20 protein-coding genes and 1 pseudogene are annotated in these 21391 nt (G+C 58.8%); 8 read left to right on the forward strand and 13 right to left on the reverse strand.

Annotation, left to right across the window (positions count from 1 at the left end):
- Positions 1-3 precede the first annotated feature (3 nt).
- Complete coding sequence (locus tag AB4O16_RS01925; protein ID WP_460156834.1) at positions 4-414, reverse strand: Rieske (2Fe-2S) protein; 411 nt, start codon at positions 412-414, stop codon at positions 4-6.
- Between the two features lie 9 nt (positions 415-423).
- Positions 424-1353, reverse strand: a complete 930-nt coding sequence (locus tag AB4O16_RS01930; protein ID WP_460156835.1) for a VOC family protein — start codon at positions 1351-1353, stop codon at positions 424-426.
- 277 nt (positions 1354-1630) lie between these two features.
- On the opposite strand from AB4O16_RS01930, the gene AB4O16_RS01935 reads away from it, so the two are divergent.
- Both AB4O16_RS01935 and AB4O16_RS01940 read left to right on the forward strand, forming a co-directional pair.
- Complete coding sequence (locus tag AB4O16_RS01935; RefSeq protein WP_160386788.1) at positions 1631-2593, forward strand: LysR family transcriptional regulator; 963 nt, start codon at positions 1631-1633, stop codon at positions 2591-2593.
- A gap of 59 nt (positions 2594-2652) precedes the next feature.
- Positions 2653-3809: pseudogene (locus AB4O16_RS01940) on the forward strand (alpha/beta hydrolase family protein).
- Positions 3810-4069: 260 nt separating this feature from the next.
- On the opposite strand, the gene AB4O16_RS01945 reads toward AB4O16_RS01940, so the two are convergent.
- Positions 4070-4456, reverse strand: coding sequence for a nuclear transport factor 2 family protein (locus AB4O16_RS01945; protein WP_460156836.1), 387 nt, complete (start codon positions 4454-4456; stop codon positions 4070-4072).
- 259 nt (positions 4457-4715) lie between these two features.
- Between AB4O16_RS01945 and AB4O16_RS01950 the strand changes: the two genes are divergently transcribed.
- Positions 4716-6065 carry a metal-dependent hydrolase family protein gene (locus tag AB4O16_RS01950; RefSeq protein WP_460156837.1) on the forward strand — a complete coding sequence of 450 codons (1350 nt, stop codon included), beginning with the start codon at positions 4716-4718 and terminating at the stop codon, positions 6063-6065.
- 11 nt (positions 6066-6076) lie between these two features.
- On the forward strand, positions 6077-6523 hold the full coding sequence (locus tag AB4O16_RS01955; RefSeq protein ID WP_460156838.1) for a GlcG/HbpS family heme-binding protein: 447 nt from the start codon (positions 6077-6079) through the stop codon (positions 6521-6523).
- On the opposite strand, the gene AB4O16_RS01960 is transcribed toward AB4O16_RS01955, so the two are convergent.
- Together AB4O16_RS01960 and AB4O16_RS01965 are read right to left on the reverse strand one after the other, a co-directional pair.
- On the reverse strand, positions 6508-7443 hold the full coding sequence (locus AB4O16_RS01960; RefSeq protein WP_460156839.1) for a LysR family transcriptional regulator: 936 nt from the start codon (positions 7441-7443) through the stop codon (positions 6508-6510). The two genes, AB4O16_RS01955 and AB4O16_RS01960, sit on opposite strands and share 16 nt — an antisense overlap.
- Before the next feature lie 134 nt (positions 7444-7577).
- On the reverse strand, positions 7578-8048 hold the full coding sequence (locus AB4O16_RS01965; protein ID WP_460156840.1) for a MarR family winged helix-turn-helix transcriptional regulator: 471 nt from the start codon (positions 8046-8048) through the stop codon (positions 7578-7580).
- Positions 8049-8317: 269 nt separating this feature from the next.
- On the opposite strand from AB4O16_RS01965, the gene AB4O16_RS01970 reads away from it, so the two are divergent.
- Together AB4O16_RS01970 and AB4O16_RS01975 are read left to right on the forward strand one after the other, a co-directional pair.
- Positions 8318-9271 carry a PDR/VanB family oxidoreductase gene (locus AB4O16_RS01970; RefSeq protein WP_460156841.1) on the forward strand — a complete coding sequence of 318 codons (954 nt, stop codon included), beginning with the start codon at positions 8318-8320 and terminating at the stop codon, positions 9269-9271.
- A 40-nt stretch (positions 9272-9311) separates the two neighbouring features.
- Positions 9312-10388, forward strand: coding sequence for an aromatic ring-hydroxylating dioxygenase subunit alpha (locus AB4O16_RS01975; RefSeq protein ID WP_160386780.1), 1077 nt, complete (start codon positions 9312-9314; stop codon positions 10386-10388).
- Between the two features lie 21 nt (positions 10389-10409).
- Here AB4O16_RS01975 and AB4O16_RS01980 read toward each other — a convergent pair whose 3' ends face one another.
- From AB4O16_RS01980 to AB4O16_RS02010, 7 genes are all read right to left on the reverse strand, one after another.
- Positions 10410-10646 (reverse strand): hypothetical protein, encoded by a 237-nt coding sequence (locus AB4O16_RS01980; protein WP_460156842.1) that lies wholly within the window; start codon positions 10644-10646, stop codon positions 10410-10412.
- Between the two features lie 166 nt (positions 10647-10812).
- The gene (locus AB4O16_RS01985; protein WP_460156202.1) at positions 10813-11607 is read right to left on the reverse strand and encodes an IS3 family transposase; all 795 of its coding nucleotides are present in this window, start codon (positions 11605-11607) and stop codon (positions 10813-10815) included.
- Positions 11608-11642: 35 nt separating this feature from the next.
- A complete protein-coding gene (locus tag AB4O16_RS01990) occupies positions 11643-11984 on the reverse strand; it encodes a transposase (protein ID WP_460156201.1) in 342 nt (113 codons plus the stop codon).
- Between the two features lie 265 nt (positions 11985-12249).
- Positions 12250-13836, reverse strand: coding sequence for a GMC family oxidoreductase (locus AB4O16_RS01995; protein ID WP_460156843.1), 1587 nt, complete (start codon positions 13834-13836; stop codon positions 12250-12252).
- Between the two features lie 153 nt (positions 13837-13989).
- Entirely contained in the window at positions 13990-14874 is an 885-nt protein-coding gene (locus AB4O16_RS02000) for a sugar phosphate isomerase/epimerase family protein (RefSeq protein WP_460156844.1), read from the reverse strand.
- Between the two features lie 91 nt (positions 14875-14965).
- Complete coding sequence (locus AB4O16_RS02005) at positions 14966-15988, reverse strand: glycoside hydrolase family 3 N-terminal domain-containing protein (RefSeq protein ID WP_460156845.1); 1023 nt, start codon at positions 15986-15988, stop codon at positions 14966-14968.
- A 47-nt stretch (positions 15989-16035) separates the two neighbouring features.
- Positions 16036-17205 (reverse strand): Gfo/Idh/MocA family protein, encoded by a 1170-nt coding sequence (locus AB4O16_RS02010; protein ID WP_460156846.1) that lies wholly within the window; start codon positions 17203-17205, stop codon positions 16036-16038.
- A 406-nt stretch (positions 17206-17611) separates the two neighbouring features.
- On the opposite strand from AB4O16_RS02010, the gene AB4O16_RS02015 reads away from it, so the two are divergent.
- Positions 17612-18478 carry a helix-turn-helix transcriptional regulator gene (locus AB4O16_RS02015; RefSeq protein WP_110661413.1) on the forward strand — a complete coding sequence of 289 codons (867 nt, stop codon included), beginning with the start codon at positions 17612-17614 and terminating at the stop codon, positions 18476-18478.
- On the opposite strand, the gene AB4O16_RS02020 is transcribed toward AB4O16_RS02015, so the two are convergent.
- Positions 18469-19578 (reverse strand): thiamine pyrophosphate-dependent enzyme, encoded by a 1110-nt coding sequence (locus AB4O16_RS02020; RefSeq protein ID WP_460156847.1) that lies wholly within the window; start codon positions 19576-19578, stop codon positions 18469-18471. The two genes, AB4O16_RS02015 and AB4O16_RS02020, sit on opposite strands and share 10 nt — an antisense overlap.
- 598 nt (positions 19579-20176) lie before the next feature.
- On the opposite strand from AB4O16_RS02020, the gene AB4O16_RS02025 reads away from it, so the two are divergent.
- Positions 20177-21337 carry an ABC transporter substrate-binding protein gene (locus AB4O16_RS02025; protein ID WP_460156848.1) on the forward strand — a complete coding sequence of 387 codons (1161 nt, stop codon included), beginning with the start codon at positions 20177-20179 and terminating at the stop codon, positions 21335-21337.
- The last annotated feature ends 54 nt before the right edge of the window (positions 21338-21391 follow it).

A 21391-nucleotide genomic window follows, 5' to 3' on the forward strand; every position in this document is an offset into this window, starting at 1 on the left:
TGACTAATCGCGAGTAGGGATGCGATGTATCGCCAAACGCGATACCTCAACCAACCCTGACAACGCCGTCGCTACAGGCATTTGCAGCACCACCCAACCCTCCTCCAGGCGCCATGGCAACGCGTCCAGCTGTTGGCCCAGACACGGGCCGTAGACACATTCGCCAGTGCCCGGAAGAAACTGCGCGCCGTGGGCGTAACAGACGATCAGCTGACCATCAGCCGACAAAAACCGGTCCTTGCGGTACTCCAGGCGCACATCCAGATGCGGGCAACTGTTGCGATAAATCCGCACCTGCCCCTCGTGCACCAGTGCAAAGACACTGTCCCTGCCACGCTGCAATGGATCGAAGCCGCGCGCCTGCCCTTCCACCAGTTCGTCGATCCGGCACAGGGGGAAATCGCTGTGATCCATGACAGATACCTACCGCGGCGGGCCGCCCGGCGCCCATTTTTCCTTCGAGGTAAACAGGAACAACTGCGAGTTGTCCGCCGACAGCGGCGCACGGCGCGCCTCCCAGGCGTCATCGTGCTTGTCCATGTCGGCGTCGTATTCGATGTGGCAGCCCAGCGGACTGTTGAAGTACCAGAACCAGTTGGAGCCAAAGAGGTGACGGCCAGGGCCCCAGAAACTGGTCCAGCCTTTTTGCTCGAAGCGCGTACCGGCCAACAACACTTCAGTGCCGCTGCCCATGTGAAAGGTGAAGTGTTCGCAGCCCTTCATGTGCGGCGGGGTCTGGATCATGAACAGGCAATGGTGATCATCGGAACCCGCAGGGCGCATGAATGGCCCCGCGCCGATGAAGGTGTCGGTGGTCCTGAAGCCCAGGCGTTCGGCGTAGAAGGCTTCGGCCTTGGCGGCATCGGGGACAAAATACACCACGTGGGACAAGGTGCGTGGCACCGCACTCATGTCGAGGGTAATTCCGGGTTGGTTCAGCGGGCGCTGCGGTAAATTACCGGCAGCGTTGGTCAAGTCATCGGGGGCGCTGTACGCCTTGCGAAGGGTGACCTGAAACGCGATCGCGAATCCCATGTCGTCGACGCTGTGCAGCACGCCGTTTTCACGGGTGACCTGACGGTCTCGCGCCAACTCGTCTTCGATGGCGTCAAGGTCAGCCGCGCTGGCAACGCCGTAGATGGTTTCGCGAATCGAAGGCGCCGGGCCGATGGCAACCGGCAGGCTCGGGTCATCCGCACGGCGAATGATCACGGCCGTGCCGTCCAGTGCTTCAAAACGCCCGCCATTGCTGTCGACGTCAACCGGCGCCAGGCCGTAATCACGCAGGCAATCGGTACAGGCTTGGATGTCATCGACGCCAAAAATCAGGGCATCAAGGCCAATGATGTTCATCGCTACCACTCCATTGAAATTAGTATCCGGAAGCAGGCACCGAGGGCTCGACAGGCCCATCAGCGATGCATGGAATCCGGTGGTGGTGTCGGCGAAAAGTCCGACTGCGGCGAAGATTGCCGTGCGGTTTGGCAGCTGACTAATCGCAAGTGGGGATGTGACCTATCGGCAAACGCGATACCTGAGCGTGCTGGGTATCGGCTCACGGGCGGGGTTGACGGGACGATGAATTAACCGGAATGTATCGTGAAAATAAATACAAGAACGGACATGCCTGATGCGTTTCAATCACCTGGATCTGAATCTGTTGGTCGCACTCGATGTACTGCTTGAAGAGCAGAACATCACCCGCGCCGCCGAACGCCTGCACATGACGCAGTCCGCCACCAGCGGTGTATTGGGACGCCTGCGTACCTATTTCGAGGACGAACTGCTGGTGCAAGTGGGGCGTAAAATGCAGCCCACGCCTTACGCGCAGGAGCTCGCCAAGCCCATCCGCGAAGTGCTGCTGACGATCCAGTCGTCGATCACCGCCAAGCCGGTGTTCGACCCCACGACCAGCAAACGACACTTCCGTCTTGTGACCTCGGATTATCTGATCAGCGTACTGTTTGCCCAGGTGATTCAGAAGATCCATCAGGAAGCGCCCAACATCACCTTCGAGATGCTCGGCCCTGGCGACAATTCCGGTGAATTGCTGATTCGCGGCGAGGTCGACCTGATGATCGTGCCTGAGCGCTACATCATCGAAGGCCACCCTCACCAGCTGTTGTTCGAAGAGGACCACGTCTGCGTGGTCTGGCAAGGCAATACCCTGGTCGGCGACAGCCTGACCCTTGAGCAGTACATGGACATGGGCCACGTGTCTGTCGGCTTTGGTCGCACCCGGCACTTGAGCATCGAAGAATGGTTCATGAACCAGTACGGTTTCAACCGCCGTATCGAAGTCATCACCAACGACTTCAACACCCTGCCACAACTGGTCGTCGGCACCCAGCGCATCGCCACCATGCACCAGCGTCTGGCGCGGTTGTACGCCGAGCACCTGCCGCTGCGCATCCTCAATCCACCGGTGAGAATACCGGTCATGCGTGAATTCATGCTCTGGCACCGCAGCGTCGACGGCGACCCCATGCACCGTTGGCTGCGTGAACGCATCAGCGAATTCATCCAGCATCTTGAGCATGATCATATCGCCGCTCGCGATACCTCCCATCCCGAGTCACGATTGGCGCATTAGTCGGCGCGTCCTTAACGTGCCTTGTGAACGACAAGGCAACCACAAGGACAACAACAATCATGTTCCGTTATTTCCCGACCAATTACGTGTGGAATCTCTCCGTCGACCTGGCCATCGAGATGGGCGCCCGCATGGGTGAAATCGAAGAGATGTGCGCGCCGCTGCAGGACGCCGCCCAGCAACCCGACGCCGCTGGAACCAAGGCGTTTCGCGAAACCTGGGCGAAGATGGCCGACAAACTCTGCGGCCTGGCCGAGGAAGATGAAGGCCATGGACGACTGCTGTCCGCCGGCGAAAAATACAACCGCGCGGCCACCTACTACCTCACCTGTGAACGTTTGCAGGCGCATGGCGCGCCGGGCCGGACGGAGCTGTACCAGCGTTTTTTGCAGACCTTCAAACGCGGTATCGAACTGTCTCGCGAGAATTGTGAACGCGTAGAAATCCCCTACGAGGGCAAACACATTTCCGGCTTGCTGGTGCGTGCAGAAGGCGTGAGCGGCCCGGCCCCGATCCTGGTGCAGGTCAATGGGCTGGATTCGACCAAAGAAATGAAATATCGCGTCGGACTGCCGGCGTGGTTGGCCAAACGCGGTATTTCATCGTTGATCATCGACCAGCCCGGCACGGGAGAAGCATTGCGACTGCATGACCTGGTCGCACGTTTCGACAGCGAACATTGGGCCAGCCGGGTGGTCGACTGGCTGGAAACCCGTAGCGACGTGGATGCCAAGCGGATTGGCCTGGAGGGTGTCTCGCTCGGCGGCTATTACTGCCCACGTGCCGTGGCGTTTGAACCACGGTTTGCCTGCGGTGTGGTGTGGGGCGCCAACCATGACTGGCGCGATGTGCAAAAGCGTCGTCTTGAAAAAGAAGGCAGCTTCCCGGTTCCGCACTATTGGGCGCACGTGTGCTGGGTGTGGGGGCGAAAGATATGGATGAGTTCATGGCCATCTCCGAAAACGTGCACCTGGATGGCGTGCTGGATCGCATCAAGGTTCCGTTCCTGGTGACCCACGGTGAAAAGGACTCACAGATCCCACTGAAGTGGGCGCATCGCACTTACGAGCAATTGGTCAACAGCCCCAAACGAGAACTTAAAATCTTCACCGAACGCGAAGGTGGCGTGCAACATTCCAGCTTCGACAACAGCATCAATGCGGGTCATTACATCGCCGACTGGATTGCCGAAACATTGGGCGGCCACACCGCGTAACCTGCTCCCGCGATGGCGATGTCACATTCGCCATCGCCATCGCCAGCAAGCCGGCTCCTACAGACTTGTGTGATGCCAACCAATCCGAACTCACCCACGACCCTGTAGGAGCTGGCTTGCCAGCGATGGCGGCATCACATTCGCCATCGCCAGCAAGCCGGCTCCTACGGATTTGTGTGATGCCAAACAATCCAGGCTCACCGACGATCCTGTGGGAGCTGGCTTGCCGGCGATGGCGTTTTGTCGAGCGCCGAACGAGCTCAGTTGGGGCCTCGGGTACCCTGGAAGGAGGTGATCTGCCACCCTTGCTCGCCAAACACCCAGACCTGCGTGGCAAAGCCCTCCCCGCGAATCGACTGGTCACCGCCCCGCTTACGCAACGTGTTGCACTGCGTACCGGTCATGACCGCCAGGCCTTCGCCATAAAAACGGATCAGCAATTCTCCCCGCTCGATTTCCAGATACTCTACGGCGCTTTTCGCGTACTCCAGATATTGCGCCTTGCCTTGCACCAATCCCGTGGTATGCACATACACCAGATCATCGGCGAACAGGTCGGCGACACGCGAATAGTCTTCCTCTACCAATGCCCGGCGGCGCTCTTGCTCAAGTGCCAGGAGTTCAGCTGTTACGGATGCGGTGGTCATGGGGACTGCTCTCTATGGATGATGAGCGCGCACCATAGACGCCCGATCAGGCTCATAAAAAATCGCCAATCACGATGCCTGTCATCGTCACTCGCGATACCCGCCCCTTGAACCTGACCCGCGTCGCAACGCCCCATTCCTGCTGACGTACAGCCGCTATCGACGCCATCAATACGTGAGCATTGATACAAGTTGCTGGTGGCTGCCATGGCCCTGCCCTAGCTTCGCTTTGCATAACAATCAGCAAAGCGGAACTGCCATGAATGCCCTGCACCTGAAATGCCAGACCTTGTTCGACGGTACTGGCCTGCAAACCCGTCAACAGCAAACCCTGATCGTGGAAAACGGATTGCTGTCCTATGTCGGTCCAACGGCCCTGGCGCCACAGCCGCAACCCGGAGACACCCTGCTGGACGCCGGCGACAACTTTGTCATGCCGGGCCTGGTGGATGTGCACACCCACTTGGCTTTCGGCAACGCGCAGAGCGAAGAAGACATCGATATCTGGACCAGCGACGAATTCCGCGCACTGCGTGGCATGTTCTTCGCCCAACATGTGCTGGCTGCCGGGGTCACCAGCATGGTCTGCCCGGGCGATAGCGGCCAACTCAGCATCGCCGTGCGCAACGCAATCGCTGCCGGTTTGTTTGAAGGCCCGCGAATTGCGGCCAGCAGCCGGGTCATCACCAATCGGCAGAGCCTCAACGACTGGTTCCCAAGCCGCGTAGGCGCCCCGGAATTTTTTACTGCGCGCCTGGTTACCAGCCGCAGCGAAGCGCTGGCTGAAATCCGCAAACAGGCCAAGGACGGCGTCGACCTGATCAAAATCGCCATGGACGGCACCCACCGCCGCCCGAATGGCGAAATCATCGCCGCGTTCACCGCCGAAGAAACCTGCGAGATGGTCGAAGAAGCCCATCGCCTGGGCTGCAAAGTGGCGACCCATGCCTACGGCCGTGAGGCTGTGATGTACGCCGCACGCGCTGGGGTGGACCTGGTGTTCCATGCCTTCTACATGGACGACGCGTGTATCGAGGCCTTGCTCGACGCCGGCAGCATCCTCGCGCCGACCATGACGTTTCCGCAAAACACCGTGGACTTCTGCCAACCCCACGATCCGGCCATCACTACCGGTTACGCCGGCTACTGTGCCCGTACCCTGGAAATCGGTTCGGCAGTGCTCAAGCGTGCCAAGGCTGCTGGCGTGCCTTTCGCGTGTGGCAGTGACAGCGGTTTCGCGGTAACGCCCTATGGCGAGTGGCACGCTCGTGAGCTGGAACTGCTCGTCACCCGATTGGGCTTCACACCCGCAGAAGCGCTGTATGCCGCCACCAATGTGGGTGCGCGCTGCATGCCACGCAGTGAAACCATCGGCACCCTCGAAGTGGGCAAGCAAGCCGACTTCCTGTTGCTCGACGGTTCGCCGTTGCACGACATCCGCATCCTGCAAGACCGCTCTCGCCTTAAAGCCGTGTACAAGGCTGGCCAAGCCGTGCGCATGGAGCGCAGTCCCTACAACCCCAAACAGGTATCCGATTTCAACTCGTTGAAGTGGACTGACCTTTACACGCGAGACCGCGTAGCCCAATTGGGCAAGTGGGCACAATGAGGACCAACACCATGCAGCCACTCGACTTGATCACCGCCACCAACATTGCCAGTACCGCCATCAGCATCGCCCGGGAAAAGGGCTTCAACCCCCTGGCGGTCGCCGTGCTGGATGCCGCGGGTCATCCACTCGCAGTCCTGCGTGATGAAGGTGCGAGTTTCCTTCGACCACAAATCGCCACCGGCAAGGCACGGGGTTGCCTGGGAATGGGTTTTGGCGGGCGAGAACTTGCACGGCGCGCGCAAGCAATGCCGGCATTCTTCGACGCCATCAACAGCCTGACTGGCGGCGAAGTGATACCCGTCGCCGGCGGCGTGCTGATTCGCAACGCCGAAGGACTGATCCTGGGTGCCATTGGCATCAGCGGCGACACGTCGGACAATGACGAACGATGCGCTTTGCAGGCGATTGCCCAGGCTGCGCTGGTGGCGGACAACGGCGATCAGGTGGCGCGCTGATCAAGCAACGCGGCCTGCTCCGATAACAGGCCGCGAAACCACAGCATTGCCGGGTCGTGGTCCTGATAAGGATGCCACTGCAATACCTGGACAGCGTCGGGAAATGCCAGCGGTGCCGGGTGAATACGCAGTGGATAATGTTGAGCGAAACGCTGCGCCTGGCGACGAAATACGGTGGCGATCCGCTCCGTACCGACGATGAATTCGGGCATCAACACGAAGCTTTCAAGGGCCACCGCCACTCGACGCTCAATACCCAATTCTTGCAGATGCGCGGCATCCATCGCCAGGTTTCGGCCATCGGCAAACTCGCGAACCACGTGTTGCGCACCGCAATAGTCGGCCAGGCTCAAGCCTTCGGCGAACCGGGGTTGCCCAGCACAGACGATGCAACAGAGCTGGTCGGTCATCAGTGGTATATGGGGATAAGCCGGGTTCAATCGCCCCTGAGGCACAATCACACAATCACTGCGGCGATAATCGAGTGCTTCGCTGACCACGTCACCGTCACGCGGTACAGGCATATCCCGCAGGCTCAAGCGCACGCCTGGTGCGACTCGGGCCAATTGAAGACTGACGGCTGGCAGCAGGACGCCAGCCACGTAGTCGGAAGCCACCAATGTGAAGTGTCGGTTGCAACTGGCCGGTTCAAAATTGACCGGTGCATCGACAATCTCACGGGTCAGTGCCAGCGCTTCACGCACTTTTGGAAGCAGTGCCAGACCGAGTGCAGTCGGCTCCAGACGCCGTCCGACCTGGACCAGCAACGGATCATTGAAGTGCTCGCGCAAACGTCCGAGCGCCGAACTGGTTGCCGATTGTCCCAGGCACAATCGCTCGGCAGCCCGGCTGACGCTGCATTCGCTCAACAACGCATCCAGGGCGACCAACAGGTTCAAGTCAAGACGTCGATAACGCATGGTTTGCCTGGCTTGCGTCCAGAAGGTTTCTGATGACCGACAGACTGACGTGACAGAACGAGGCTGACTAATCGCGTTGAGGGATGCGACCTATCGTCAATCGCGATACCTGGAACCTATGCGAGCGTATGAACTCAAGCGTCGACCGGGTCGTACTCGTTCACGTTGGCTACTTGGCAATGCAGCCGGCCCAACAACTCGACGAGGGTGTCCACCTCCGAGGCAGAAAGCCCGCTGAGCAGGCGTCGCTCTCGCTCCAGTGCAACCTTCAATACTCGCTCATGCAAGGCTATGCCGCTGTCCGTCAGGCTGACGGTGTAGCGCCGCGCGTCGGTTGAGTCCACTTGGCTGCGAATGTGCCCTGCCGCTTCCAGGGACTGGAGTGAGCGACTGACCGCGCTCTTGTCCAGACCGATCGTCTGGCAGATTCGGTTGGCGGTGATGTCATTTTCAACGGCAAGCATCGAGAGCATTCGCCACTCGACCACACCGATACCGAAGTGTTTGCGATAGCACTGCGATGCGCCCGCGGAGAGTTTGTTGGACAAAAAATTCAACAGCGCGGGGACATAACGCGTCAGGTTCAGTTGGGATTCTGCGGACATTGAATGAACACCTGGGATCGGCGGAGCCTTTTAAAATTGGTTGACACCGCAACTAAATAATCAGAGGATTTCTCAACCGAACGTCACGGGCGATTCGCTGCATGATATGCCGCCGCCCTGCCTCATAAAAATAATTATCAGGTTTTGGTCATGAACCCTTTCCATCTCATCGTCTGCTCCTTCCTCGTGCCAGCGCCCGGCTGATCCGTCCCCGGCCAGAGCTCCAACCGACTTTTTTCAGCAGCCACTTCCGTGTGGAGGGACAAGTCATGCTTCAAGTCAACGTCACCCGCAAAGCAGACGAAGCCGAAGGCATCTGCAGTTTCGAATTATCTGCCGTCGATGGCAGTACGCTGCCGGCGTTCGAGGCTGGGGCCCACATCGACATTCACATTGCCGATGGCCTCACCCGCCAATACTCCTTGTGCAACGATCCCAAGGAGCGCCACCGCTACCTGATCAGCGTGCTCAAGGACCCTGGCTCACGGGGCGGCTCCAGAGCCATGCATGAGCAGGTGCGGTCAGGGCAAACGCTCACCATCAGCGCTCCGCGCAATCTTTTTCCGCTTGATCGCTCGGCACAACGACACCTGTTGTTTGGCGGTGGCATCGGTATCACCCCCATGCTGGCCATGGCTTGGGAGCTATCGCATCAAGGGGCCGACTTCGAGTTGCACTATTGCTTCCGGTCAAGCCAGCGCGCGGCGTTCATGGAGATGCTTGCTCAAGCCCCTTTCGCCGATCGCATCAGGTTTCATGACGACAGTGGCTTGCAGATACAGAAGCTCGATGCGCCGGCCCTGCTGGCAGCGCCGAACACCGACACCCATCTTTATGTGTGCGGCCCGGCCGGATTCATGAGCTACATCCTTGATGCCGCGCAGAACGCTGGCTGGTCAAAGGACCGGGTACATAAAGAGTTCTTTGCCGCAGACCCTGTCGATCAAAGCGCCAATGTGCCTTTCGAAGTTGAACTGGCAAGCAATGGCCAGGTTTTTCGGATCCCTGCCGACCGTACGGTATTCGAAGTGCTCGACGAGGCCGGTATCGCGATCGAGTCATCTTGCGAGCAAGGCGTCTGCGGCACCTGCGTAACCCGCGTATTGAAGGGCATGCCCGATCACCGGGACAAGTTCCTGACTGTGGCCGAACAAGCCGCAAACGATCGTTTTACCCCCTGCTGCTCTCGCGCCAGGTCATCACGCCTGGTGCTCGATCTGTGAATTCAAACAACAACATCAACCGTGCCTCCTGGAGAACACCATGAACACCTCCACTCTCCAAACGCTTGCCGAAGAAATTCCGGCGCCTGCCTTGCCCAGCTTTCCCCTTGACCAGTGGTACGTCGCTGCCCTGGGTTGGGAATTGAAGGACAAACCGGTGGGCCGGACATTACTCAACAAGCCTGTAGTACTGTTTCGCAAAGCCAACGGCGAGGTCGCGGCGCTGGAAGACCGCTGCTGCCACAGAGCATTGCCACTGTCGAACGGTACGCTCGAAGCAACGGGCATTCGTTGCGGCTATCACGGCCTGCTGTTCGATGACAGTGGAAAATGCGTCGAAATCCCGGGCCAGGACAAGATCCCGAGTAAAGCCAAGGTTCCTGCGTATCACGTGCGTGAGCAGGACCAGATTGTCTGGATCTGGTTTGGCAGTGAGGCTCGACCTGAGCCGAGTTGTGAGCCGCCTGTTTACTCAGTTCACAGCAGCGGCAAATACCTGTTCGACGGCAACGTGTACCACTACAACGCGCCTTATCAGCTGATTCACGACAACCTCATGGACTTGAGTCATCTGGGGTATGTCCACCTGCGCACCATCGGCGGCAACGCCAGCATTCACATGAATGCGCAGATGAATGTGGAAAGTGAAGACAACGTCGTACGGGTCGTGCGCCACATGCCTGATTCCGTTCCACCACCCACTTACACCGCCGCCTACCCCTTCAAAGGCAACGTGGACCGTTGGCAGGAAATCGAATTTCACGTCAGTCATCTGCGTATCTGGACCGGCGCGGTGGATGCCGGTACCGACTCACTGGATAACCCCGATCGAGGTGGCTTCCACATGCGCGGATTCCACGGCGTAACGCCGGAAACCGAAACCACCAGCCACTACTTCTGGACCATTGCCACCAACCCGGCGAGTGATCCAGAAACCATCAAGGCCAAGGTCGTGGAGCAAACCATCCTGACCTTCGATGAAGACAAGGAAGTGATTGAAGCCCAGTACCAGAACATGTGCCGGTTCGGTGTGCGCCCAATGATCGACATACACGTCGATGTCGGCGCCAATCGCGCCCGCCGGATCATCGAGCAACTTCGCCAATCCATCGCTTGAGTCATGGTACAGGCTTACTTCTCAGGCATTCGGGAGCGTCAGCGTTTGGGCTCGCTGCGACGCTCGGTGGGTGCTGCCGCCACCATTTTCGATGATGAAAATGAAGAAGGCATGCCCTCGATGTCCGAGTAAAACGCCGAACTGCGACGTCCAAAGCTGTTCCGGCTCAATGCCGGCCTGACGATTGCCTCGATGACTGGCCTGGTGGTGGAAGTGTTGCCGCTCATCCGGATTACACGCGTTATCGTTAACGACCATCGCGAGCAGGCTCTTTCCTACAAGGACTGCGCAATATCTGTAGGAGCCGGCTTGCTGGCGATGGACTCAAGAGCGCCGCGTTCATCCGGTTTACACGCGTTATCGTTAACGAACATCGCGAGCAGGCTGTAGTGGTTCAGTTTTTTTGAACCGCTCTGTAGGAGCATTAAGCCGCTTGCTGCTCAAATAGCGCAGGCGGCAGGTGGTTTGAAGCGGAATGGCAACGGCGATGGTTGTAATGTGAGATGAAGCCCATCACATCCTTCTCCGCTTCGAAATGATTTTGGTAGCCGTTTTCTGGCATCCAATCGTGCTTCAACGTCCTGAAATAGCGCTCAACCACCGCGTTATCCCAGCAGTTGCCTCGACGACTCATGCTCTGAACGATCCGGTTTTCTGCCAGACATGCAACAAATCGATCAGCGGTGTATTGGCAGCCCTGGTCGGAGTGAAATAGCAACTCAGGCATCGGACGGCGTAACGCCACTGCCAGCTTAAGTGCTTTCATAGACAGCTCAGTATCAGCGGTTCGCGAACAAGCCCACCCCACGATCCTGCGTGAAAACAGGTCCATCACCACGGCCAGATACAACCAGCCGCTCCCCACCTTGATGTAAGTGATGTCGCCTGCCCAAAGCGTGTCAGGCCGGACCGGATTGAAACGACGATCAAGTATGTTCGGTGCAGCGACTGCCGGCTTCGTCGCACGGCGATAATGGGCGTAGCGAGGCCTACGCCGGTGCAAACCGAAGGTCTTGATCAAGGTGCGCATTCGATAGCGGCCAATGAAAATGCCTTCTTTTCTTAATTCCTTGGATAGCCCGCGAGTACCTAACGCTTTGCGATGCTCCTTATGCAATGCACGGAGTTTGCGCCCCAGCCATCGCTGCGCAGGTAGCAACAGTTCGGGTTTGCGCTTCACGTAATAGCTGCTGCGGGCCAGACCGAACACGGCGCACATACGCCTAATCGACATCGCGCCTCTAACGCCATCAATCACTTGGTTCGACCAAACAGAACCTTTAGATGAGAGGGCAATTGCTTTTTTAGCACTTGGTTCTCAGCTTCGAGTAGCGCCAATTTCGCCTGAAGCGACTCGATCAGTTCCTGATCCTGCAGTCGAGGAGGTTGCACCATCCCTTCCTGCTCTCGCCGCCAACGCGAAACCCAGCGGCGCAGGGCTGTAGCGCCAACACCGGTAGTTTCACAGGCTTTAGGTATGGAGTAATCCATTTCCACAACCAAACGGATCGCCTCCGCTTTTTCCTCAGATGTAACAACCCGATATCCCATGATGATTCCTAAAGTCGACGCTCCTACATCATGGTCCAAAAACATTTGACCACTACAGGCTCGCTCCTACAAGGGGCCGTGCAATACCTGTAGGAGCCGGCTTGCCGGCGATGGACTCAAGTGCGCCGCGTTCATCCGGTTTACACGCGTTATCGTTAACGACCATCGCTGGCAAGCCAGCTTCTACAAGGACCGCGCAATATCTGTAGGAGCCGGCTTGCCGGCGATGGAACCGTAGTCCCTGCTGACCGCCAGCAGGCACGGCAGTCAAGGGTTACCCCGTGACTGCCGCGCTATCCCGAGTGCCGGATCAGTGCCCGCTTCTGATCATGTCCGCAGCCTTCTCGCCGATCATGATGCACACCGAGTTAGGGTTCCCCGAGATCAGCGTGGGCATGACCGATGCGTCGGCAACGCGCAGCCCCTCCATTCCGTGCACGCGCAGATCCGGGCCGACCACCGAAAGCTCATCCACCCCCATGCGGCACGTGCCGGAGGGGTGCAGCGCGGCGTGCGCGTGCTCGTGGCAGAATTTTTTCATTTCTTCCCGGGTCCGGACCGCCCCGTCCGGCACATGCCGCCTGGCGATGAAAGGGTTGAAGGCCGCCTGGGACATGATTTGCTCACCCACCAGGCAACCATCCACCAGACTTTCAATATCGTAAGGGTCGGAGAAATAGTTGGGCACGATCCGCGGCGGTGACATCGGGTCGGCTGAATAGAGTTCCACATGGCCTCTGGACCTTGGACGTATCTGCCCCAGGTTCAGCGTGCAGCCATTGCCCCCGGGAACTGAATCGACGCCCTCTTCTATGCCGGCACCGACGACCATGAAGTATTGGATATCCGGATGGGCCGCTGCCTTGTCGCCCCACCAGAAAGCGCCGCCTTCAATGAGGTTGGACGCCGCCGGGCCTTGTCTGAACAAGGCGTATTGCAAACCGGCCATCATTTTCCAAAGGGGCTTTTTGTACTTGTCGTAGCTATGCGGCCCGGTCAGTTCATACACCAGCGACACTTCAATATGGTCCTGAAGGTTCTGACCGACACCGGGCAAGTCGCTGACCACCTTGATGCCATGTTTATCCAACTGCGCGGCGGGTCCGATACCGGACAACATCAACAAACGCGGTGAGTTGATGGCGCCGGACGACAGAATGATCTCCTTGTCGGCATGCATTACATGACGCACGCCCTTCTCGATGTATTCAACGCCAATGGCTTTGCTGCCTTGGGTCAGGATACGGATGACCCGACACCCGGTCTTTACGGTGAGGTTCTTGCGCGATTTGGCGGGTTTCAGGTAGGCCACTGCCGCACTGCTGCGAAAGCCGTTTTTGGCGGTGATCTGATACAGCCCGCAACCTTCAGGCTGGCCCGAATTGAAATCCTCGTTGTACGGCAGGCCGTATTGCTGGCAAGCGCGAAGCCACACTTTGGTCAGCGGATGGATATTGATCGGATCGGAAACACCCAGCGGCCCGCCAACACCATGGGCTTCATTGCAGAAGCGCTCGTTGTCTTCGGCTTTTTTGAAGTACGGCAATACGTCCTTGTAAGACCAGCCGGCGGCGCCCTGCTCGGCCCAGCCGTCGTAGTCGGCCGGGACACCGCGGATGTAGATCATCGCATTGACCGAACTTCCGCCCCCCAGCACGCTGGCCTGGACCATCGTCGGCGTCTCGGTGCGGCGTTGATCTTCGGTAGGCTCCCAGGCATAGCGTTTGAGCAGCGGGCCTTGCGCCGTCTTGTAGTAGGCGCCGGGAATATGGATATAGGGGTTGCGATCGCGCGGCCCCTCTTCGAAAAGGACGACGGATGCCGTCGCGTCTTCGCTCAGTCTCGAAGCCACGGTGCAACCTGTCGATCCGCCTCCGATTACGATGAAATCCACCATTACGACCTCAGATCTTTTTAGTATGGAGAACAAGGCTGCCGGGAGCGGTGGCAGCCAATAGAGAGTGACAAGCCTTGACTTGCGCCTGCGCACTAACGGGCAGGCCGAAATCAAACTTGAAAAAGTACTTTTTGGTTGTTGTCGAAAAACTGGTTATCGACCCACAAGCCGGGTCAACAGTGACTTCAACTCTTTGGCAACTTCGTAACTGTTCTGTTGTTGCTGCTTCTTGCAAAACAACTCGCAACTCCACCAGCCCTCGTACCCGGTGGCCTTCACCGCGGCCGTCCACTCGACAAGGTCCAGGACCCCGCTGCCCGTCGGCACATCCCTGAGGATTTCTTCGTTGGCGATACCGCCTTCATACGGCAGCGAGTCACATACGTGCACGCCGTAGATCAGGTCTTTGTTCATCCTGGCAATGTCTTGCGGCTTCACGCCTGAGGTAAAGCAATGCCAGTAGTCGATGACCATCTTGACGTTATCGCGCCCGCTGCGATCAATCAGCTGAAGTTGGTGGTCCAGGCTGTTCAGTGGCGTCCAGGACAGCGCTTCAAGATAAAGAAGGACGTCATACTGCTTGGCCAGATCAGCCAGCAAGGTAAGGTTTTTGGCGGTCAAGTCATACTGGGTCGCTTCATCAAGACCCAGCAAGCCCGAGTAATGCTTGCTCTTGCCGTGCTGCTGGAAATCGATCACGGCCTGGACATTGATGGGCCCGGTGAGCACTTGCACACCTTTGGCGCCGGCCAGGTTGGCCAGCTGGAAGAGTCGCTCGGCCTCTTTGAGCAAGTCATCGCGTTCGGCACCCTGGCGCTCGATATCCCTCAGGTAACCAATGCCTGTGACAGGCACGTCCTTGAGCAGCTCTTTCAGTTCCGCTTCGGTGTAACCGGCCTGCAGCCAGGCTTCCAGTTTTGCGCTGTTGATCTCCAGCGCATCGAAACCCGCGGCCTTTTTGATGTCGATGTCCATCGCCAGGGTCGAGTGCTTTGCAACTGTGGAATGCAGGGCCAGGATATTGTTTTGGGTTTGCATATGACGCTCCTCCCGTTGTTATTCATTGTAGAGCGATCGGATTCAGGTAGAGATTTCGCAGCCACGCTAAATAAGGCGCGAACTGACGCAGTTACCGCGTCAGGTCGTGCGTGGCATTGGCCAACGCCCGTACCTTGGACGCGGCAGCCAACAGGACCTGGCGGTCCAGAACCCCCGCATCGACGGCCGCGACAATGGCTTCGGCGATGGCATCCAGACCCGACTCACTGGACACCAGCAACAGGTGTGCGCCAGCCGACAGTGACGCAACGGCGGTATCCATGATGGAGTTTCCGCGCAGGATGGACACCGCATCGAGGTCATCGGAAATGATCAAGCCGTCGAAACCAAGGGTGTCACGCAGCAGGCCGATCACGGTCGGCGAGGTGGATGCCGAATGCTCGGGGTCGAGCGCCGGGAACACCGCTGGCCCCGGCATCACCGCCTTGACGCCGGTGGCGATGACTTGCTTGAAGACCTCAAGGTTGTCGTGCAGCAAATGCGCTGGCCCGGGAACCGTGGCCGGGGCAATCGCCGGATCCTCTTCAGTGATGTAATGGCCCGGGAAGTGTTTGGCCGTGGCAATCACGCCCGCCCGTTGTACCCCGCGGATAAAGGCACAGCAAACCCGGCTGACCTCGAGCGGGTCGGCGCCCAGGTGCCGGTTGAGCAGCCATGGGTTGGCGCCGGTGACCACGTCGACAATCGGCGCGAGGAACAGATTGACGCCCAGGCTGCGTGCCGCCCGGGCCATCTCGAAGCATCGATCTTCGATGGCCTGCGCGCCCAGCGCCTTGAGCTGCTCTCTCGAAGCGACGGCAGGAACCAATTGATGAAGGCGTTCGATGCCGGCGAGTTCCTGGTCAACTGCAATCAATACTGGCGACCCCGCCAACGAGGCCGCTTGCCGGGCGATGTTGACGAAGTCCGCCTGGGTTTCCGCGCCCTTTCGCGCCGCGCTCATGGCTCTGCCCACGTACTCGTCCCGTGTCTCCCCCAGCAACAGGGAAACGCCCCCGCGGCTCAGATAACGACGGAGGTTTTCGTCCAGGTGCAAATCCCCGAACGCGGGAAGCAGTACCGAATATGCCGCTCTGTAGAGTTCGCTAGACATCGATTTTCCTTGGTTGCGTAGTGTTGAGCACTGAGAGCGTGCGCGTGTCAGCTGGAGGGAAAAGGCACCCAGGCACGCCGTCGGCTGGACTCGACGCACGCCTGGGACAGGCCGACGCCGCGCACGCCCTCATGGATGTCGGGTAACGCAATGCCGGTTGCGCTGCGCCAGCCTGTGCCGGCATCGAGTGCCTCGGCGAAATCGGCGTAGAGAACGGCGAGCGCCTCCAGATAACCTTCGGTGTTGCCGGCGGGCAAGCTGGTGAAGTTCAGTGTCTGGGCGGCGTTGTCACTCTGGCCTCGGCGGTAGATGCGCTCTGCACCGTCGACGGGAGTAAAGCGCAGTGTTTCCGGGGACTCCTGGCACCATTCGAGCGAAGCCTGGCTGCCGATGATCTTGAAGCGCAGGCCATTACGATGGCCGGGCGCCGCGAAACTGGCCCACAGCAGACCGTCCACCCCGCCTTCGAACTCCAGCTGCACCACACAGGTGTCGTCCAGCCCCCAGCCGGGTACGACCGTGGTCAACTTGGCATTCAGGCTGGTGCAACGGCGCCCGCCCAGGAACTCAAGCATGTTGAAGGCATGGGTGCCGATGTCCCCCACGACACCGGTGGGGCCGGCCTTGTGCGGATCACCGCGCCAGGCCAGGCTTTTATTCAGCGTCGAGACACCCGGCGCCAACCACTCCAGCAGATATTCGACATACATGAAGCGAATGTCGCCAAGCTCCCCGGTCTGAATGCGACTGCGGGCATCCCTGACCATGGGATAGCCCTGATAGGTGTAGGTCAGCGCGAAGAACGTATCGTGCTGATCGGCAATGCTCGCCAACTCGATGGCTTCCTGTGGGCTGTTGACCAGCGGTTTGTCGCAAATGACCGGAATGCCCGCCCGCAGAAACAACCGGCAAGGTTCAAAGTGCAGGTGATTGGGTGTCACGATGACGACCGCCTCTATGGGGTCGGATCGACGCGACTCGGCAGCGGCCATGTCCTCGAACGACAGGTAGATGCGCTCTGGTTGAAGGCCAAGCGCCGCGCCCGCCTCCCGGCACTTGTCGGCATCCGAAGAAAAGGCACCGGCGACAATGTCGAAGCGATTGCAAAGACGCATGGCCGCCCGGTGATAACTGGCGAAGTAAGCGCCCTGCCCGCCGCCAACCATGCCTACCTTGATTCGCCTTTGTCCTGGAATGTCGCCGGTCAACCTTGCCATCGTCTGAGACTCCCATCGTTAAGCCTTGAAGTATCGTTGGCGAACTTTCTTTGCACCATTTCGCACACCGTCGATAGATGACGCGGACTGAAGCACTCGGCCATGGCACGGATATCTGTTACCGACGGCCGGGCGAAGTGTTACTGCGGGGCTTGCGTCGACTCAATGGTGAGCACCCTGAGCGCTTACAAACTGACGCATTGACTGATATTGGCGGATTGAACTTAAATACTCTGAGCGGGCATGGAACATGCTTGATTAACTATTGAAAATTCAATTGTTTAAGTGGGCACCAAGTTATACAGGCGGTTATTTCGATAACTGATTTATAACCTATATAACCTTCCGCTCTTACACCCTGGCCTATATCGAGAAAAAAATGCCCAGCCGAGGAGATTCGTCGCCCATGTCGCTAACTGCCGCCACCTCGCACCCTGAGCGACAACAGGTTCGCAGCGACTTGCAAGCCAACGTGCAAAAGAACCTGAGTACGCTGGTGGAGTCTTGTCGCTCGGTGGCGGACATGTGCCGCAAAGTTGATGTCAATCGCCAGCAGTTCAACAAATACCTGGTGGGCCAGCACGTCCCCTCGCAGAAAATCCTGCAGAAGATCGGCCGGTATTTCATGATGGAGGCCGAAGACCTTTTCCGGCCGCCCGCCGAGTTCAAGAAGTTCTATGAAGGCTACGAAAACGAACTGCCGACAGACTTGCGGGCCTCGGCGCAATTCAATCATTTCCTGCCCCTGGCGAAGCAGTCGGCGGATCTGCTCGAGGATTATCTGGGTGTCTATTACCGGTACCACAACTCATCTATCTATAAAGGCCGCATCCTGCGTTCGGTCACCTGCCTGTATCGGGCCGACTCGATGGTCCAGTACGTCACCGTAGAACGCTTTCCCTTGCTCGATGGCAGTGGAAAGATCGGCTATTCGTTCACTTATCACGGTTTCTGCCTGCTGCTCGGCGATCGCCTGTTCATGGTCGATTTCGAGGGCAAGCAGCGTAACGAAATGACCTTTTCGATTCTCACGCCGCAGCATCGCCGGCCGATCCGGTTTCTCTATGGATTGGTCACCGGTGTGGCGTCATCGTCTTTTCGCCAGCCCTTCTCGACGCGCATGGCGTTGGGGCTGGTGGACAAAGGCAAGATCCGCAAACATCACCTGCGCAACGCAACCGCGGTGCTTCCCAGCGATCAGTCGTTACCGCTGGAAGTGCGCGAATACATGACGGGCGATAACGCCACTATCGTCTGGGGCGGTCAGGATTGAGACGTACGCGAACTGCGCGCAGTAATGATCTCGACCAACGAAGGCCCTTTGCTGTTCAGCGCCTTGATGAAGGCCGGATTGAGTTGCGAAGCATGTTCGACTCGCCACGCCTCCAGACCAAAGTTTCTGGCGATGCCTGCGAAGTCAGGCGAGTAAGGTTTGCCGTCCGGCAAACTGAATTCCCCGGCCCGATGTTGCCCGGCGAGCGAAACCTGCACATCGCTCAACGACTCAGGCCCGCTGTTGTTGAACACCAGGAACACCACGGGAAGACTGTGCATCACGCACACCGCCAGCTCCTGCATCGACTGTAGAAAGTCCCCGTCACTGACGGCACACACCACTTGGCGTGCCGGCATGGCGAGCTTCGCGCCAATGGCCGCTGGAACCGCCCAACCCAGGGCACCGGCGCCAGTGGTGCAGAAATGGCCTCGGTGTTGATAATCCGGGAACAGCTCACTGACGGTCTCCTGGAGACTCTGCGTCCCGACCATCAATAGCGCATCCCCTTCCAGCACCGAACTCAGTTGCGCCAGAGGCCTGAGCGCCATCAGCGGCGGGATGTCGCCGGCGTTGTTGGCCCGCAAGGTGGCGGGTGACAAACTGGCGTCAACCGAGGCGCCTTGGACCGCCGCCGGGATATCCAGGCTGACCGGGCCGACGCGACCGCTGAACATCGTATCGAAGGCCTGGCGCAGGGCCTGCGCCAACTGTTCAATCGACGCAACCCGCACATGCTCTTTGCTGATGCCGGTGGCTGTGAACCCAGGCGAATCAACACCGCGTTCAGCATCGCCGGCCGTGATCACCAGCATCGCCGAGGCATCCGCCAACGCCACGGCGATCGCGCCCAAGGCTTTCGAAAGGCCCAGTGGCGCCGGCAGAAGAATCGCCATCGGTCGACCGCAGGCGCGAAAATAGCCGTCGGCCAGGTGGACTGCGCTTTGCTCCTGTATGACATGAATGAAAGGGATGTCGGAGCCTGTCCTCAGCAATGCTTCGACCAGGGCCCATGAGCCTTCACCCGGCATGCCGGCAACATAATCGACACCGTTCGCTTTCAGCGCCTTCGCAACAATCTGACCACCCGTGAGCTTCACAGAAAAACTCCCATCGAATAGACGCCGGCGCCCGTGCGGATGCACGTTGCTGCGTCTCAAGACCGTCATCTGAGTATTCGCCTGGAACAAACACGGCTCAATTTCGCACCCCCTGCAAAAGAGACGCACGTTGACGCACGTGAACACCACCCGTCCCCCGCTCAAGCGGGACTATCGTTATCAGGAGACTGCTGCGCCGATTAGGTCACTTTGATGCGTCAGAGTGCGTCGCTTTTAAAGGTGCTGCGAAATTGAGTGCCCTGCCCGCCAGGCCAATACTCGATCCATGAAAACAACAAGCCGAGCCTATCAAGCGCTGGGCGCGCCACGTGAAGCCTTCACCCTGCTACCTGAAGAACACGGCGCGCACCCAGCCAAGGAAGAGTCGATCGGACCAGTGGAGGCCACCTGCGCAATGCTCTCTCTACCAGGCAGCACAGCGCCACAACCTCCCCAGCCGCATGGAAACATCGCTGGCCATAACTCTGCCGATTTACCTGACTGCATGCATAAGGACATGCCCGGCGAAACCCGCCGAGCGCACGCCATTGCAAGTCGTTAACCGTTAGCAAACAACCACCCTAGGCAGGAACTCAAAATGAAAAAAGAAACAGAGTCGGGTTATGGATCAACCGGCATCAACCTGGATTCGATCAGCCTGAACCGGCGCTCGTTCATGCTGGGGGCTGCCGCGTCTGCCGCAGGGTTGTACATTGCTTCGTTCGTGCCAAGTGCATTTGCCGCCTCCTCCGGTCACCTGGAGATTCTTGGCTGGGAAGGTGAAACCGGTGATGCGGAGCTGGCCGAGTGGCGCAAACAGCGTGGCATCACCGTGCGCTCCAGCTATGCCAGCAACCAGGACGACATCACCGCGCGGCTGGCCGGTTCCGATCCCGTGCAGCTTGACCTGACCATGTACGCGCTGGGCTACGAGACCATCTATCAGCAGATGGGCCTGCTCAAGGCGATCGACACTTCGCAGATCCCCAACTACTCCGCAGAAAACACCGTGCCGCTGTTCTATAAAGGCAGCCGCTGGTACTGGGATGGCAAGCAATGGGGCATCCCGCTGTTGTGGGGCATGAACACGATCGTCTACAACCCCAAGAAAATGAACAAACCCGGCGAGTACAAAGACCTGCTCGACCCGAAACTGAAGGGCCGGCTGACCTTTGTCGATGACGGGACTTCCAACTGGTCACTGATCGCGATCATTGCCGGCTACGGCGACAAGTTCCCCAACCTGACCCGCGCCGAATTCGACGACGCCTTCGAAAAACTCAAACCCTATCGTGATCAATGCCGAGTCTTTGCGGCCTCCTCGGGCGATGCGGTTTCGCTGTTGGTGTCGGGCGAAGTCGACGCGGTGTTCTCCGCGTCGGCCAACACCCCCAGCGAGACCAAAAAGCGCGGCATAGTCACAGAGCTATCGGTGCCCAAGGAAGGTGCGGCCCTCTGGTGCGATGCCCTGTTCATCCCCAAGACCGCCAAGGACATACCCCTCGCGCTGGAGTTCATCAACAAGACGCTCGAGGCCGATACGCAGGCAAAAATGGCCACCACCATGTTCTCCGGCGTGGTCAACAGCAAGGCGGTGCCGCTGCTCCCCGAAGAACTCAGGACAACGTTCGACTACGCGAACCTGGACAGCTTTTTCGAGAAGTCGAAGCTCTACGGCCAGCCGCCCCTGAGCTCCGACAAGTACGTGACCTATGCCGAATGGATCGATCAGTGGGCGAACTTCAAAGGCTCGTTCTAGCGGCCCCGGCTAACCGCCCGGGTGAAACAACGGCCTGAGAGGGCGCCCGGCAAG

Source organism: Pseudomonas sp. S2_H10, from assembly GCF_054668285.1.

What these genes read in the sequence shown, in the direction of transcription:
- AB4O16_RS01925 (WP_460156834.1), bottom strand. Translation starts at nt 414, where the DNA reads ATGGATCACAGCGATTTCCCCCTGTGCCGGATCGACGAACTGGTGGAA.
- AB4O16_RS02000 (WP_460156844.1), bottom strand. Translation starts at nt 14,874, where the DNA reads ATGCAAACCCAAAACAATATCCTGGCCCTGCATTCCACAGTTGCAAAG.
- AB4O16_RS01995 (WP_460156843.1), bottom strand. Translation starts at nt 13,836, where the DNA reads ATGGTGGATTTCATCGTAATCGGAGGCGGATCGACAGGTTGCACCGTG.
- AB4O16_RS01965 (WP_460156840.1), bottom strand. Translation starts at nt 8,048, where the DNA reads ATGTCCGCAGAATCCCAACTGAACCTGACGCGTTATGTCCCCGCGCTG.
- AB4O16_RS01935 (WP_160386788.1), top strand. Translation starts at nt 1,631, where the DNA reads ATGCGTTTCAATCACCTGGATCTGAATCTGTTGGTCGCACTCGATGTA.
- AB4O16_RS01945 (WP_460156836.1), bottom strand. Translation starts at nt 4,456, where the DNA reads ATGACCACCGCATCCGTAACAGCTGAACTCCTGGCACTTGAGCAAGAG.
- AB4O16_RS02005 (WP_460156845.1), bottom strand. Translation starts at nt 15,988, where the DNA reads ATGTCTAGCGAACTCTACAGAGCGGCATATTCGGTACTGCTTCCCGCG.
- AB4O16_RS02025 (WP_460156848.1), top strand. Translation starts at nt 20,177, where the DNA reads ATGAAAAAAGAAACAGAGTCGGGTTATGGATCAACCGGCATCAACCTG.
- AB4O16_RS01985 (WP_460156202.1), bottom strand. Translation starts at nt 11,607, where the DNA reads ATGTGCGCCGTGTTCGGTCTGGCCCGCAGCAGCTATTACGTGAAGCGC.
- AB4O16_RS01955 (WP_460156838.1), top strand. Translation starts at nt 6,077, where the DNA reads ATGCAGCCACTCGACTTGATCACCGCCACCAACATTGCCAGTACCGCC.
- AB4O16_RS01990 (WP_460156201.1), bottom strand. Translation starts at nt 11,984, where the DNA reads ATGTTTTTGGACCATGATGTAGGAGCGTCGACTTTAGGAATCATCATG.
- AB4O16_RS01975 (WP_160386780.1), top strand. Translation starts at nt 9,312, where the DNA reads ATGAACACCTCCACTCTCCAAACGCTTGCCGAAGAAATTCCGGCGCCT.
- AB4O16_RS01950 (WP_460156837.1), top strand. Translation starts at nt 4,716, where the DNA reads ATGAATGCCCTGCACCTGAAATGCCAGACCTTGTTCGACGGTACTGGC.
- AB4O16_RS01930 (WP_460156835.1), bottom strand. Translation starts at nt 1,353, where the DNA reads ATGAACATCATTGGCCTTGATGCCCTGATTTTTGGCGTCGATGACATC.
- AB4O16_RS02010 (WP_460156846.1), bottom strand. Translation starts at nt 17,205, where the DNA reads ATGGCAAGGTTGACCGGCGACATTCCAGGACAAAGGCGAATCAAGGTA.
- AB4O16_RS02015 (WP_110661413.1), top strand. Translation starts at nt 17,612, where the DNA reads ATGTCGCTAACTGCCGCCACCTCGCACCCTGAGCGACAACAGGTTCGC.
- AB4O16_RS01970 (WP_460156841.1), top strand. Translation starts at nt 8,318, where the DNA reads ATGCTTCAAGTCAACGTCACCCGCAAAGCAGACGAAGCCGAAGGCATC.
- AB4O16_RS01960 (WP_460156839.1), bottom strand. Translation starts at nt 7,443, where the DNA reads ATGCGTTATCGACGTCTTGACTTGAACCTGTTGGTCGCCCTGGATGCG.
- AB4O16_RS01980 (WP_460156842.1), bottom strand. Translation starts at nt 10,646, where the DNA reads ATGGTCGTTAACGATAACGCGTGTAATCCGGATGAGCGGCAACACTTC.